A 12,901-nucleotide genomic window follows, 5' to 3' on the forward strand; every position below is an offset into this window, starting at 1 on the left:
CGCCCTTTACAGGGCGGCCCGCACCGGAAGGACAATGGGCTGCCGGGACACCCCCCGCACCCACCGACCCCGAGTCGACGGCTCCCGCCCTCCCCACGCCACCGGTGCGCCCTCCGCCCCGGCCTGCCGGTTCCCGCCGCCCCCCGCTCCCGCCGTCGCCTCTCCGCCCCGACCCGCCGGCTCCCGCCGCCCCCCTCCCCGCCGTCGCCTCTCCGCCCCGACCCGCCGGCTCCCGCCTACCCCCTCCCCGCCGTGCCTCTCCGCCCCCGGGTGCGGGCCTCCTACTCCCCGCCCCCGGGTGCGGGCCTCCTACTCCCCCGCCCCCAGCCGCTCCTCCGCCTCCGCCAGGAGTTCCGTCAGGCGGAGTCCGAAGCGTGCGTCGCACGCGTCCGGTGTGCCGGTTTCGGCTGCCGTCAGCAGCGCATCCACGGCGCGGCCGTAGGCGGCCGGCACGTCCGTCCAGTTGGGGAGCGAGTGAATGCCCTCAGCGCCGCGGAGTTCCAGGCCCACCCCCGCTGCCGCGACGGGGGCGCCCAGGCTGAGGACCGCGGTGCTCGCCGCGCCGGAGGCGTGGCGGAGTGCCAGTTGGACCACGTCGGACGGTCCACGGGACGCCGTGACGGCGGTGACGTCGCCCAGGACCGGGATGAGGACGGACAGGACGTGCGGGCCGACGTCCCACAGCCCGCCCTTGTCCTTGCGCCAGGGCGAGGCCGCGTACGCGCTGGGCGCGCCGTCCGGCGGGAAGACGGCGCCCAGCCAGTGCGCGGCCGCGGTGAACCACCCGTCACGGCCGGTCTGCTCGCGCACCCAGGACGCGGCCGGCTCGGCGAAGCGGAGGGTGAGGAAGACGACGGAGGCGACGCCGTGCCGCTCGGCCGCGTCGGCGACGGCGCGCGCGTCGGCGACGGTCGTGGCGACGGGCTTGTCGAGCAGCAGGTGGCAGCCGGCCGCGGCGGCGCGGACGGCGAGGGGGGCCTGGACGTCGGGCGGGAGGGCGAAGGCGGCGACGTCGCAGTCGGCGAAGAGCGCGTCCGGATCGTCGTACACCTTCACGCCGTACGTGTCGGCGATCTCGGCGGCGGCTTCGGGCCGGCGGCCCCAGACGCCGGCGAAGTCGGTGCCCGCGTGGGCGGCGAGGGCGGGGGCGTGGGTGCGGTGCGCCCAGGGGCCGGTGCCCAGCAGGCCGACACGGGGGCGGACGGGCGGAGGGGTGGGGTCCGCGGGGTCGCCTGCGGCGATCAAATCGTACGAAATGCTCACCCGGCCAGTGTGCCGCACCCGGGCGGCGGCACGGCATGCGACCCGCACGAGCGGCCCGACCAGGGGCGTAAACGCCGGTAACACGGGGTTCACAGTCGGGCAACGGCCGGGAAATCGCGACCGGGCACGCTGCGGTCTGAACCACAGCACAGATCGCAGCACGCAGACGCAGCACGCAGACGCAGCACGCAGACGCGGCACGCCGATCGCGGCACGCCGATCGCACCACACCCGCAGCACCCGCAGCACCCCCGCAGCCCCCGCCGGGTCTGCGCCGGAGCGACGCACCGAAGGATGGGTCCCGTGAGCTACAAGGCCGAGTACATCTGGATCGACGGCACCGAGCCGACGGCGAAGCTGCGCTCCAAGACGAAGATCCTCGCGGACGGCGCCGAGCTGCCGGTCTGGGGCTTCGACGGGTCGAGCACGAACCAGGCCGAGGGCCACGCGTCCGACCGCGTCCTCCAGCCGGTGTTCTCCTGCCCGGACCCGATCCGCGGCGGGAGCAACGTCCTCGTCCTGTGCGAGGTCCTGAACATCGACATGACCCCGCACGAGTCGAACACCCGCGCCCTGCTCCGCCCGGTCGCCGAGAAGTACGCGGCCCAGGAGCCGATCTTCGGCATCGAGCAGGAGTACACGTTCTTCGACGGTCAGCGCCCGCTCGGCTTCCCGGTCGGCGGCTTCCCCGCCGCGCAGGGCGGCTACTACTGCGGTGTCGGCTCGGACGAGATCTTCGGCCGCGACATCGTCGAGAAGCACCTCGACCACTGCCTGGCGGCGGGTCTGGACATCTCCGGCATCAACGCCGAGGTGATGCCCGGCCAGTGGGAGTTCCAGGTGGGCCCGCTCGGCCCGCTGGAGGTCGCGGACCAGCTGTGGGTGGCGCGCTGGCTGCTGTACCGGACCGCGGAGGACTTCAACGTGTCGGCGACGCTGAACCCGAAGCCGGTGAAGGGCGACTGGAACGGCGCGGGCGCGCACACGAACTTCTCCACGAAGGCGATGCGCGAGGACTACCGCGCGATCATCTCCGCGTGCGAGGCGCTGGGCGAGGGCAGCAAGCCGCTCGACCACGTGAAGAACTACGGTGCCGGCATCGACGAGCGCCTGACGGGTCTCCACGAGACGGCGCCGTGGAACGAGTTCAGCTACGGCGTCTCCGACCGCGGCGCGTCGGTGCGCATCCCGTGGCAGGTGGAGAAGGACGGCAAGGGCTACATCGAGGACCGCCGCCCGAACGCCAACGTGGACCCGTACGTGGTGACGCGCCTGATCACGGACACCTGCTGCGCCGGTCTGGAGAAGGACGGCCTGGTCTGACCGGCTCGCACCCGTCGCCCGCCGAACCCCTCGGGGTCCGGCGGGCGTTCGCGTTCCGCCGGGGTGTTGGGACGGGACGCATGCGTCCACCATGCGATACGGCAGCGAGATCCCTGCCACGACCGCCACCTCCCTATGGGCCCGTTTGTCACGATTGAACGCCCCTGTCATCCCGCCCGGTTTGCTGAATATGGGATTCCGCTCCACGAAGTGGGACGCACCCTGCCCGGCCCGGGGTGCGTCTGCTTCAATGGGCCCATGGCCAGCCACTCGCACACCTCGACCGGTCGCAGCGACCTCGAGCCGTTCTGGCCCTCCCGTCAGGACCACGATTTCGACCGGGTGTGTTGCCGCGCGGTGAACGCGCCGGCCCTTTAAAGCCTTCCGGGACCGCCCTGCGCGGCTGCCCTTCCCCGAGGCCTTCGGTCTGCGCGCGGAACGAGGACGTACGCACGTCTCCTGCCGACCACTCGCGTGAAAGAGCCGACCACCCATGTCTCAGACCCGTTCCCTGACGCCCGCCACATCCGCCGCCTCTGCCGCGTCCGCTGCGACCGCCTCCACCCCCGCCTTCCCGCCGCCCGGTGCCCGCCACCGGCTGCGGGCCGTTTCCGCCGACGAGCCGGTCGACGTCGCCGGCCTGCTCCCGCCCGGTGCCACCTGGCTGCCGGCGCCGCAGCACGCGCTGCCGGTGCTGCCGGGGCGGCCGCCGATGGTCGGCTACCTGGTGCTGGTGCCCGCCGACCAGCAGCCCGTGGCGTTCGCCCCGCAGTCCGTCCCGCCCGCCGCCGCGGCCGCCCCGGCGCCGGCCCGCACCGCCGCCCCGGCCGCCTCCCCCGCCACCGGCGACGGCCTCGTCCGCATCGACCCCGCGCGGCGCACCGCCGAGGTCGGGGGACGCGTACTCGACCTGACGTACCTGGAGTTCGAGCTGCTGGCGCACCTGGTGGCGCACCCGTACCGCGTGCACACCCGGGACCAGCTGGTGACGACGGTGTGGGGGTACGGGCACGTCGGCGACGGCCGGACCGTCGACGTGCACGTGGCCCGCCTGCGCCGCAAGCTGGGCGCCGCCCACCGGGGCGCGATCCAGACGGTGCGCCGCGTCGGCTACAAGTACGCCCCCTGACCGACGGCTGCGGGCCCGCACTCCCCCCTGTGGAGTACGGGCCCGCACGGTGCCGGGGCGGCGCGCGGCTAGCCGGCGGCCCCGGCCTCCGCCTTGGCGCGGCGGCCGGCGAGGGCGCCGAGCAGCATGTCGACCGCGAGGAACGCGACGAGGCTGAGGCCGAGCAGCGGCACGAACCAGCCGACGGCTGCGGTCGCGGCGGCGAGCGGCAGCAGCAGCGTCACGGGCAGCTTGCGCCAGGCGCCGCGCGGCTGGGCGCGCCCGGCCGACAGGACGCGGTCCTTGGTGGGCCGGCGCAGCCACCACATGCGGTAGCCCCAGAAGACCAGCAGCATGACCGCGACGGCGAGGGCCGCGAGGACGATCTGGTTGGCGAGCCCGAAGGTCTGGCCCATGTGGAGGTCGATGCCGAAGCGGGTCAGCTTGGCGAGGAGCGGGTAGTCGGAGAAGCGCAGGACGTCCATGACGCGCCCGTCGGCGGGGTCGACGGCGACGGTGTCGAAGTGGACCGGGAACTCCCTGTCCTTCTCCTTGACGACGTAGCCGTGGCCCTTCGCCGGCAGGGTGACCTGGAGGGACTCGGTGGCGCCCGCCTCGCGTGCGGCGGCGACGGCCCGGTCGATGCCGATGTCGGCGGTCGGCGCTGCCGGGGGCATCTCCATGTCCTCGGTCATGACGTGCCCGGCGTGTTCGTCTTCGCCGGCGGCCTGGCCGGGGGTGAGGGAGGCGGAGACGGACGGGGTGGCTCCGCCGAGGCGGTCCTGGAGCTGCCCGATGTTCTCGCCGGCGTACTTCGACCAGGTGAGGCCGGTCGCGGAGAGGGCGACGAGGCCGAGGGCGGCCCAGAGGCCGACGATGCCGTGCCAGGAGAGGGTGCGGCGGCGGCCGGTGGCCTTGCGGTCGGGCAGGACGAGGCGGGCCTTGCTCGTGCGGCGGCGGCCGATCCAGAGGGCGGCGCCGCCGAGGGCGACCACCCACAGCCAGCTCGCGGCGAGTTCGCTGTAGTTCCGGCCGAACTCGCCGAGCTGGAGGCTGGCGTGGAACTCGCTGAGCCAGGCGCGCAGCGGCAGGGCGTCGCCGTTCGTGGTCAGTGCGCCGTCGACCTGGGCGGTGTACGGGTCGACGAAGACGGTGCGGGTCTCGCCCTCGGCGAGGCCCGGCGCCTCCATGATCACGCGCGTGGTGGCCTCGGCGTCGGGCGCGGGCCACACGGCGACGACCTTGCCCTCGGGTTCGGCGTGCCGGGCGGCGGCGACCTGGGTGCTGAGCGGTACGGCGGCCTCGCCGACGCGGTCGACGGTCAGCTCGTCCGCGTAGAGGATCTTCTCGGCCTGCCAGGAGCCCGCGTACAGCAGTCCGGTGGCGGCGGCGAGGAAGAGCAGCGGGGCTATGAGGAGGCCCGCGTAGAAGTGCAGGCGCAGCAGGAGCGGCCGCAGGGCCGCCCAGCCGCCGGCCTTGGCCTCGGGGCCGGGCCGGTCGCCGGTCGGCCGGTCGGCGGCCGGTGCGGGCGGGGGTACGGGGTTTTCGGTGTCGGCGGCGTCCGCGGGGCGGACGGCGGCGCCTTGGGCCTCGTCGAGAGACATGGGTGTCCTGTCGTGTGGGCGAAGACATGGGGGAACCGGCCCCCTGTCCCGCCCGCCCCGCCTCCCGGCATGCGGGAGGCGCGCTGGTCAGGCGCGGGCGGTACGGCCGGGGGCCGTGAAGGTGGTGCTGCGGGCACTGCCGGGCCGGCGGGGCGGTCCGCGGCGTACGAGGGCGTGGGCGTGGACGGCGCCGCGCAGCCGGCGCGGCGGCGCGTGCGCGGGCCTGCGGGGTGCGGGCGGCCGCGGGGTCAGGGCGGCGCGTGCCCGTACGAGGGCGAGGGCGCGGGCGAGCGGGCGGGCCGCGTGCACGGCGGCCGCGCCGAGGGCTGCGGCGAGCCGGAAGACGGCGGCCTCGCCGCGGGCGAGCCAGGCGGCGCACAGGAGCGCGGCGAGCAGGTGGGCGGCGACCATGCCGGGGCCGCCGTGCCCGGCGGTGTCGGCCAGCCGGCCGGCGGTGTCGGCGAGGGAGGCCCCGCCGGCGGCGAGGGCGTCGGCGCCCGCGGCGGCGTGCGGGTCGGCGGCTCCGGCGGGCAGCACCGTGCCGTGGAGGTGGTGGTGGCCGGGCATCGGCTCGGCGGGGGCGGGCGCGGCGGCGTGGTGGTGGCCGGCGGCGGTGCCGGAGAAGGCGAGGTGCAGTGCTCCCTGGGCGGCGAGCAGGGCCGCGCCGATCGGGAGGGGGCCGCGGCGGCGTCCGGCGGCGAGCCAGGCGAGGGCGCCGGTCGCGGCGAAGGCCGCCAGGAGCCCCCGGGGCGGGATGTCGGAGCCGGACATCAGGGCGTGCCCGGCGGCGCCCAGCGCGGTGCACACCGCCGCGAAGAGCGCAGCTCGGGCGGCGCGCAAAGGCGCGGGTTCACCTGACATGGCCGGAACATGTTCGCACAGGCCGCTGCGAGGCGGAACGTCAGCTACCGGACCCGGCGGGGCGCGCCGCGGGCCGTTGGCCGATCATGGGCGGATGAATCCGACGCCTTTGCCGGGGCCGGTGCCGGCGCGGGGGCCGCGCCCCGCGCCCGGGCCGTTGCCGGCCGCCGCCCGGCCCGCCCCCGCCCCGCGCCCGGCGGTGTCCCCGTCCGGCCCGCCGCCCGCCGGGGCGCCGGGCCCGTGGGCACGGCCGCTGCCCGAGGCGTGGCGGTGGCGTCTGCCGGTCCCCACCCCCCTGCCGCTGGGCGGGGCCGCGTACACGGTCGGCGTGCAGCTCGGGGCGTACGCGCTGGCCGCGCTGGAGGCCCCGGGGCGGGAGCGGCTGCTGCGCGGCTGCTCGACGAACGTCGACAACCTCGCCGCGGGCCGCTGGGAGACGCTGCTGAGCAGCGCCCTGGTGGTAGAGGAGCCGCTGCCGCTCCCGTACGCGCTCCTGCTCGTCGCGGTGCTCGGGTACGCGGAGTACGCGTACGGGGCCTGGTGGACGGCGGGGGTGTTCCTGTTCGGGCACGTCACGGCGACGCTGCTGGTGTACGGGGCGCTGCGGGGCCGGGCCGGCCCGGAGACCCGGCGGGCCCTGGACGTGGGGACCAGCTACGGGTTCAACGCCGTGCTCGGCGCGCTGACGTCGGTGCTGCCGCGCGGGCCGGTCCGCACGGCGACCAGGGTGGGGCTGCTGGCGGCCGCCGCGCAGCCGGTGCTGCGGCGCGGGCGGACGTTCACGGACGCCGGGCACCTGGCGGCGCTCGGGATCGGGGTCGGGCTGTCGCTCGCCTTCGATTACCTCTCCACCCGAAAAGCACTGAAAATCGGATGAACCAGCACAGGCAAGCCCCAGCCCCGTCCACTCACCGCCCCCGCCGACCGATTCCCGGAGCCGCCCGATGACCGCCACCGCAACGCCCTCCACCACCGTCGCCAACCTCCGCGACCTCGGCGGCACCCCGCTGGCCGGCGGCCGCACCGTGCGGCCGGGCCTGGTGCTGCGCTCCGGCCAGCTCGACCGGATGGACGCGGCCTCGGACCCGGCGGTGGCCGCCCTCGGCCTGCGCACGGTCATCGACTTCCGGACGGCCGTGGAGCGCGCGGATTACCCGGACCGGATACCGCCGGGCGTGCGCCTGGTGGTGGAGGACGTCCTGGCGGACAAGGTGAGCGCGGGGCGGATGCCGGCCGCGTCGCAGCTGAAGGACCTGCTGGCGGATCCGGTGCTGGCGGAGGAGCACCTGGGCGGCGGCAAGGTGACGGTGCTGTTCGCCGACATCTACCGGTCGCTGGTGAGCCTGCCGTCGGCGCAGGCCGCGTACCGGACGCTGCTGACGGAGCTGGCGGACCCGGAGGCGGGCCCGCTGCTGTTCCACTGCACGGCGGGGAAGGACCGTACGGGCTGGGGTGCGACGGTGGTGCTCGCGCTGCTCGGCGCCGACGACGACACCCTGATGGCCGAGTACCTGTCGGTGAATCCGGCGGTCCGGCAGGCTTTCGCCCGGATGATCGAGGGCTTCACCGTCTCGGGCGGCGACCCGGACATCGCGCTGGGCCTGATCGGGGTGTTCCCCTCCTACCTGCAGGCGGCGCTCGACGAGGTGAGCACGCGGTACGGCTCGATGGAGAAGTACGTGCGCGAGGGGCTCGGAGTCCCGGACGAGACGGTGGAGGCGCTGAGGGCCCGCCTCATCCACTGAGCAAAACGATTCAGCAGCCGGCCCCGCCCCACCCCGTCCCCCCGCCGCCCGGCCGGACGGGTGAGGCGGGAGCGGTGACCATCCGACCATTCGCTCGTTCTGCTGAACGTGACTGCGCCGGACACCGCCACCCGCCACCCGTCCCCCGCGCCGCTCGGCGTCGACGAGGCCGAGGCCGCGATCGTCGAGCACTACCCGCGGCTGGTGCGGCTCGCCTACCTGGTGCTGCCGCCCTCGCTGGGCCGCCACCGGCGCGTGTTCACCGCCCATGCCCTGGCCCAGCGGGCCCTGCCGCGCGGCCCCCGGCGCCCCGCCCGCCGCGGAGGCCGGCGGGGGCGGCAGGGCCTCCCCGGGCAGCGCGCCGGGGCCGCGGCCGGCGGGGCGGGGTACGCGTACGTCCGGCTGCGCGTCCTGCGCTCCGCCCTGGAGGCCGGGGTTCCGCTGACGTTCCGGGCGCTGCCGAAGCGGGCGCAGCTGCCCGGCCTGCTCCCGCAGGTGTGGGGGCTGCGGCTGTTCCCCCGCGCGGGCGGGGCCGAGGAGCTGGCGCTGGACCAGTGGCTGGCCACCCTCGACGGGCCGGGCCGGGCCGCGTGCGTGCTGCGTGCGCTGGAGGGCCTGCCGGAGCCGGAGGTGCTGCGGGTCCTCGCCGAGGCGGGGGTCGCCGATCCGGCCGCGGCGGTCGCGGAGTCGGGGGATCCGGTCCACGACGCGCTGTTCGCCTCCCCCGAGTTCGATCCGTGCGTGCTCCAGGCGCGCCCCACCGACCTGCTGCGCCGGCGCCGCCTCGGGCGGGCCGCGGTGGCGGCCGGCGCCGCGCTCGCGGTGTGCGGGGCGCTGTTCGCCCTGCCCGGCGGCGGGTGGGGCGCGGACGGGGCCGCGGCCCCGCCGTACGCGAAGAACGCCGCGGCCGAGCAGGCCCTGGATCCCGGCAAGCTGATCCGGGTCGTCCCGTCACTGTGGCGTACGTCGTCCCGTACGGGCTTCTCGACCTGGCCGGCCCGCGGCGACCGCATCGGCGACTCCGCGCTGCTGCGCCGCGCGCTGGCCGTCTGGGCGCGGCCCGGCGCGTCCGTCGCCGCGTCGGCGACGCCCGGCACCCCGCCCGGCCCGCCGATGGGCCCGGCACAGCTGCTGTTCGCGGGGACCGTCGACCAGGCGGTCGTGGTGCTGCTGTACGACGGCCTGCGCGTGGTCCGGTACGCGGAGCCGGTCGCGGGGACCTCCGCGGCGGCCCTCGACTTCGCCCGTGCCGACGGCGCGTCCGCGGAGACGGCGTCGGCGCTGGTGCTGGGCCGGGTCGACGGCAACGTCCGCTACCTGACGGCCCCGTGGGCGACCGGTGCGGCGGTACGGGACCTGCTGAAGCCGGACGAGCGTCCGACGGCGCTGAAGCCGGACGCCCACGGCGTCACCCCGCCGGTCCCGAGCCCCGCCCCCGGCGGCACCTGCACCTCCTGGAACGCGCTCGCCGTCACCGGCGAGGGGGGAACCCGGCTGGTCACCGACCTCGGCGAGCTGGTCCCGGCCCGGCTCACCTCGGGCGCGCCGGGCGCCGAGCGGGACGTGGCGCAGGCCGGGGAGCTCGGCGAGTGGTCGAGGATCGCCTGCCTGCTGCCGTCGTTCCGCTCGAACGGGGTCCGGTCGGTGAACGCCTGGGAGTACGCCCGGCAGTCCCTGCCGGAGGGCGGGGGCACGGCGTCGTGGCTGTGCACGCGGGCCGAGACCTGGGCGGGGGTGCGGGACCGGGTGCAGGCGCAGTTCCTGGCGCCGGGCCAGGAGGTGGCTGCTCAGGCCGCGCAGGCGGAGGGGTCGCCGGCCTGCGGCCCGCGGGAGCCGCGCGTCCTGGCGGGCGTGCAGTGGAAGTCGAAGGCGGGCCAGTGGTACGTGCTGGCGGCGGGCAGCGGCCAGTTCGCCTCGCTGTCGGTGTCGGGCGGCGGGGTGAGCGGGGCGTCCGCGAGCAGCCGGCTGGCGGTGAAGGCGCCGGCGGGCGCGCAGGTCACCCTGTCGGGCAAGCTCACGGACGGGACGAAGGCGGCCCCGCTGGGCGGGGCGCCGCAGCACTGACGGCGCGGGCCGTCGCCGGGTCGTCCCCGGGCCCGCGCCTCCCTGCGGGGGCGGTGGCGGTCGCGGCGGTGTGACGCGGGAGAATGCCTGCGGGCTGTGTGCAGCCGTCGCGGGGGTTTTCCCGTCCCGCACCCGCCAGTACATTGACGCCATGTCTAACAAGCCGCTCGCCCCTGCCCGCGTGGCGTCGGAGCACACGGAGCTCAAGGCGCGGAACGTGTCCTTCGGCTGGGAGGACACCCCGCTCCACTGGCTGCCCGGCGACCCCTTCGCCACGCACACCATCAACGTGCTGCACCTGCTCCTGCCCGCGGGCGAGCGCTGGTTCGTGCACGTCTTCAAGCAGGCGCTCCCCCACATCCGGGACGAGCGGCTGCGCGCGGACGTCATCGGGTTCATCGGGCAGGAGGCCGTGCACGCCGCCGCGCACGACGACGTGCTGCCGCACCTGCGGCGGCAGGGCCTGGACCCCACCCCGTACACCGCCCAGGTCGACTGGGTCTTCGAGAGGCTGCTGGGCGACCGGGCCCTGCCGCCCGGCAGGGCCCGGCACTGGTGGCTCATGGAGCGGGTCGCGATGATCGCGGCGATCGAGCACTACACGGCGTTCCTCGGCGACTGGATCCTCAACGCGGACGAGTTGGACCGCCGCGGCGCCGACCCCGTGATGCTGGACCTGCTGCGCTGGCACGGCGCCGAGGAGGTCGAGCACCGCTCGGTGGCCTTCGACCTCTTCCTGCACGTCGACGGCGGCTACCGGCGGCGCGTGCGGACCTGGGCGACCGCGTTCGCGTCGCTGGTGTGGCTGTGGCAGCGCGGCGTCCGCTTCTTCATGGACAACGACCCCGAGCTGGTCGGAGCCAAGGCTTCGCTGGGGCAATTCGTCCGGGCCGGCCGGCAGGGGGTCCTGCCCTCCACCGGGGCGATGCTGAAGTCCATACCGACCTACCTGTCCCGTACGTACCACCCGTCGCAGGAGGGCTCCACGGCCCAGGCGGCGGCCTACCTGGCCTCCTCCCCCGGTGCGAACGGCGGTGCCCGGCCGTGACGCGGGCCCTGAAGGCGGCCGCGGTGGCCGGCGCGGTCCTCGTCGCCCGCCGCGCCCTGCGTGCCCGCATCTCCCGCTCGCCGCTGTGGCCGCTGCCCGCCCTGGCGGAGCCGGTGTCCGGGCACGCACCGCGGCGCCGGCTGCGCGCGCGGATCGCCTCCCGCACCGAGCCCGCCCAGGGCGTGGTGCGGCTGGTGCTGGAGTCACCCGAGCTGCCGGAGTGGACCCCGGGGGCGCATGTGGACGTCCTGCTGCCGTCCGGGCTGGTCCGCCAGTACAGCCTGTGCGGGGACCCGGCCGACCGCGGCCGCTACACGATCGCTGTCCGGCTGGTGGAGGACGGCCGGGGCGGCTCCCGCGAGGTGCACGACCGGCTCGCCGAGGGCGGCGTGCTGGAACTGCGGCCGCCGCGCAACCGGTTCGCGCTGGAGCCGGCCGCCTCGTACGTGTTGGTCGCCGGCGGCATCGGCATCACCCCCCTCCTGCCGATGGTCCGTGCGGCCGCCGCGGCCGGCGCCGACTGGACGCTGCTGTACGGGGGCCGCAGCCGCGCCACGATGCCGTTCCTGCCGGAGCTCGCCGCACTCGCCGCCTCCGCCGGTCGGCCCGACGCCCTCCGCGTCGTCCCCGAGGACGAGGCGGGCCTGCCTGACCTGGCCGCCCTGCTCGCCGCGGCCGCCCCCGGCGCGCTCGTGTACGCCTGCGGCCCCGAGCCGCTGGCGGCCGCCGTCCTCGCCGCCGCCCCCGACCCCTCCCGCGTACGGCTTGAGCGTTTCGCCCCGGCGTCCTCCGGCGGGGCCGGCGACCGGCCGTTCACCGTCGAACTGCGCCGCTCGGGCCGCACGGTCGAGGTCGCGGCCGGCGAGACGGCACTGGCCGCCGTCCGCCGCGAGCTGCCCGACACCCCGTACTCCTGCGGCCAGGGCTTCTGCGGCACCTGCCGGCAGCGGGTCCTGGCGGGCCCCGTGGACCACCGCGACGGACTCCTCACCGACGCCGAGCAGGCGGACTCGATGCTGCTGTGCGTCTCCCGCGCCCGGGAGGAACGCCTGGTCCTGGACCTCTGACCGGCAGGACGGCACCCCAAGGACCCGCGCCGGGCGGGCAGTAGGGTGTTCGGCATGACAACCGGGGTGCGGCGCAGGATGGGTGTCGAGGAGCGGCGGGAGCAGCTGATCGCAGTGGCTCTGCAGCTGTTCAGCGACAGGGCGCCCGAAGACGTGTCGATCGACGAGATCGCGGCGGCGGCCGGCATATCGCGGCCGCTCGTCTACCACTACTTCCCGGGGAAGCTGAGCCTGTACGAGGCCGCGCTGCGGCGGGCCGCCGACGAGTTGGCGCAGCGGTTCGACGAGCCGCTGGAAGGGCCGCTCGGGACACGGCTGCTGCGGGTGATGGGCCGGTTCTTCGCGTTCGTCGACGACCACGGGCCGGGCTTCTCCGCGCTGATGCGGGGCGGGCCGGCCGTCGGGTCCACGCGGGCCAACGCCCTGATCGAAGAGGTGCGGCAGGCCGCGTACGAGCAGATCCTGCGGCACCTGGGAATCGGGGAGCCGCCGGCGCGGCTGCGGCTCGTCGTCCGCTCGTGGGTCTCGCTCGCCGAGTCGACGGCGCTGCTGTGGCTGGACGGGCGGGAGATCCCGCGCGCGGAGCTGGAGCTCCAGCTCGTGCACGACTTCGCGGCACTGGCGGCCGTGAGCGCCGCGTACAACGCGGAGATGGCCGGGGTGCTGGCGCGGATCCTGGCGCACGAGCCGGCGGACGGGCCGTTCGGCGAACTGGTGGCGCGCCTGGCGTCGCTGGTCCCGGGCGACGCGGACCCCGCATCCGGGCCGACGTCCGATCCGGCACCCGAGGCGGCCCCCGAACCCCGGTGATCACCGCG

At 76.2% G+C, this 12,901-nt stretch carries 11 protein-coding genes; 8 read left to right on the forward strand and 3 right to left on the reverse strand.

Translation table 11 applies throughout. The features are described 5' to 3' along the window. Positions 1 to 309: 309 nt before the first annotated feature. Positions 310 to 1,257, reverse strand: coding sequence for a Gfo/Idh/MocA family protein (locus IE170_RS19685; protein WP_373299024.1), 948 nt, complete (start codon positions 1,255 to 1,257; stop codon positions 310 to 312). A gap of 309 nt (positions 1,258 to 1,566) precedes the next feature. On the opposite strand from IE170_RS19685, the gene glnII reads away from it, so the two are divergent. After that, positions 1,567 to 2,586, forward strand: a complete 1,020-nt coding sequence (glnII, locus tag IE170_RS19690; protein ID WP_189810734.1) for a glutamine synthetase — start codon at positions 1,567 to 1,569, stop codon at positions 2,584 to 2,586. 493 nt (positions 2,587 to 3,079) lie between these two features. After that, on the forward strand, positions 3,080 to 3,715 hold the full coding sequence (locus IE170_RS19695; protein WP_189810735.1) for a winged helix-turn-helix domain-containing protein: 636 nt from the start codon (positions 3,080 to 3,082) through the stop codon (positions 3,713 to 3,715). 68 nt (positions 3,716 to 3,783) lie between these two features. Here the strand turns inward: IE170_RS19695 and IE170_RS19700 are convergent, their stop codons facing one another. Both IE170_RS19700 and IE170_RS19705 read right to left on the reverse strand, forming a co-directional pair. Beyond that, positions 3,784 to 5,298, reverse strand: coding sequence for a PepSY-associated TM helix domain-containing protein (locus tag IE170_RS19700; RefSeq protein WP_189810736.1), 1,515 nt, complete (start codon positions 5,296 to 5,298; stop codon positions 3,784 to 3,786). A gap of 87 nt (positions 5,299 to 5,385) precedes the next feature. Beyond that, a complete protein-coding gene (locus tag IE170_RS19705; RefSeq protein ID WP_223856498.1) occupies positions 5,386 to 6,159 on the reverse strand; it encodes a hypothetical protein in 774 nt (257 codons plus the stop codon). A 328-nt stretch (positions 6,160 to 6,487) separates the two neighbouring features. On the opposite strand from IE170_RS19705, the gene IE170_RS19710 reads away from it, so the two are divergent. The 6 genes from IE170_RS19710 (at position 6,488) to IE170_RS19735 (ending at position 12,893) form a co-directional block, all read left to right on the forward strand. Beyond that, a complete protein-coding gene (locus tag IE170_RS19710; RefSeq protein ID WP_229884980.1) occupies positions 6,488 to 7,036 on the forward strand; it encodes a rhomboid-like protein in 549 nt (182 codons plus the stop codon). A 67-nt stretch (positions 7,037 to 7,103) separates the two neighbouring features. Next, positions 7,104 to 7,904 (forward strand): tyrosine-protein phosphatase, encoded by an 801-nt coding sequence (locus IE170_RS19715; RefSeq protein WP_189810737.1) that lies wholly within the window; start codon positions 7,104 to 7,106, stop codon positions 7,902 to 7,904. A 108-nt stretch (positions 7,905 to 8,012) separates the two neighbouring features. Further along, positions 8,013 to 9,968 (forward strand): hypothetical protein, encoded by a 1,956-nt coding sequence (locus IE170_RS19720; protein WP_189810738.1) that lies wholly within the window; start codon positions 8,013 to 8,015, stop codon positions 9,966 to 9,968. 151 nt (positions 9,969 to 10,119) lie between these two features. Beyond that, positions 10,120 to 11,016, forward strand: a complete 897-nt coding sequence (locus tag IE170_RS19725) for a metal-dependent hydrolase (protein WP_189810739.1) — start codon at positions 10,120 to 10,122, stop codon at positions 11,014 to 11,016. After that, entirely contained in the window at positions 11,013 to 12,083 is a 1,071-nt protein-coding gene (locus IE170_RS19730; RefSeq protein ID WP_189810740.1) for a PDR/VanB family oxidoreductase, read from the forward strand. The genes IE170_RS19725 and IE170_RS19730 overlap by 4 nt, the downstream gene beginning before the upstream one ends. 54 nt (positions 12,084 to 12,137) lie before the next feature. Then, a complete protein-coding gene (locus IE170_RS19735) occupies positions 12,138 to 12,893 on the forward strand; it encodes a TetR/AcrR family transcriptional regulator (protein WP_189810741.1) in 756 nt (251 codons plus the stop codon). Positions 12,894 to 12,901 lie beyond the last annotated feature (8 nt).

Source organism: Streptomyces toxytricini (genome assembly GCF_014649915.1).
GTDB lineage: Bacteria > Actinomycetota > Actinomycetes > Streptomycetales > Streptomycetaceae > Streptomyces > Streptomyces toxytricini.

What these genes read in the sequence shown, in the direction of transcription:
- IE170_RS19715 (WP_189810737.1), top strand. Translation starts at nt 7,104, where the DNA reads ATGACCGCCACCGCAACGCCCTCCACCACCGTCGCCAACCTCCGCGAC.
- IE170_RS19725 (WP_189810739.1), top strand. Translation starts at nt 10,120, where the DNA reads ATGTCTAACAAGCCGCTCGCCCCTGCCCGCGTGGCGTCGGAGCACACG.
- IE170_RS19695 (WP_189810735.1), top strand. Translation starts at nt 3,080, where the DNA reads ATGTCTCAGACCCGTTCCCTGACGCCCGCCACATCCGCCGCCTCTGCC.
- IE170_RS19735 (WP_189810741.1), top strand. Translation starts at nt 12,138, where the DNA reads ATGACAACCGGGGTGCGGCGCAGGATGGGTGTCGAGGAGCGGCGGGAG.
- IE170_RS19705 (WP_223856498.1), bottom strand. Translation starts at nt 6,159, where the DNA reads ATGTCAGGTGAACCCGCGCCTTTGCGCGCCGCCCGAGCTGCGCTCTTC.
- IE170_RS19700 (WP_189810736.1), bottom strand. Translation starts at nt 5,298, where the DNA reads ATGTCTCTCGACGAGGCCCAAGGCGCCGCCGTCCGCCCCGCGGACGCC.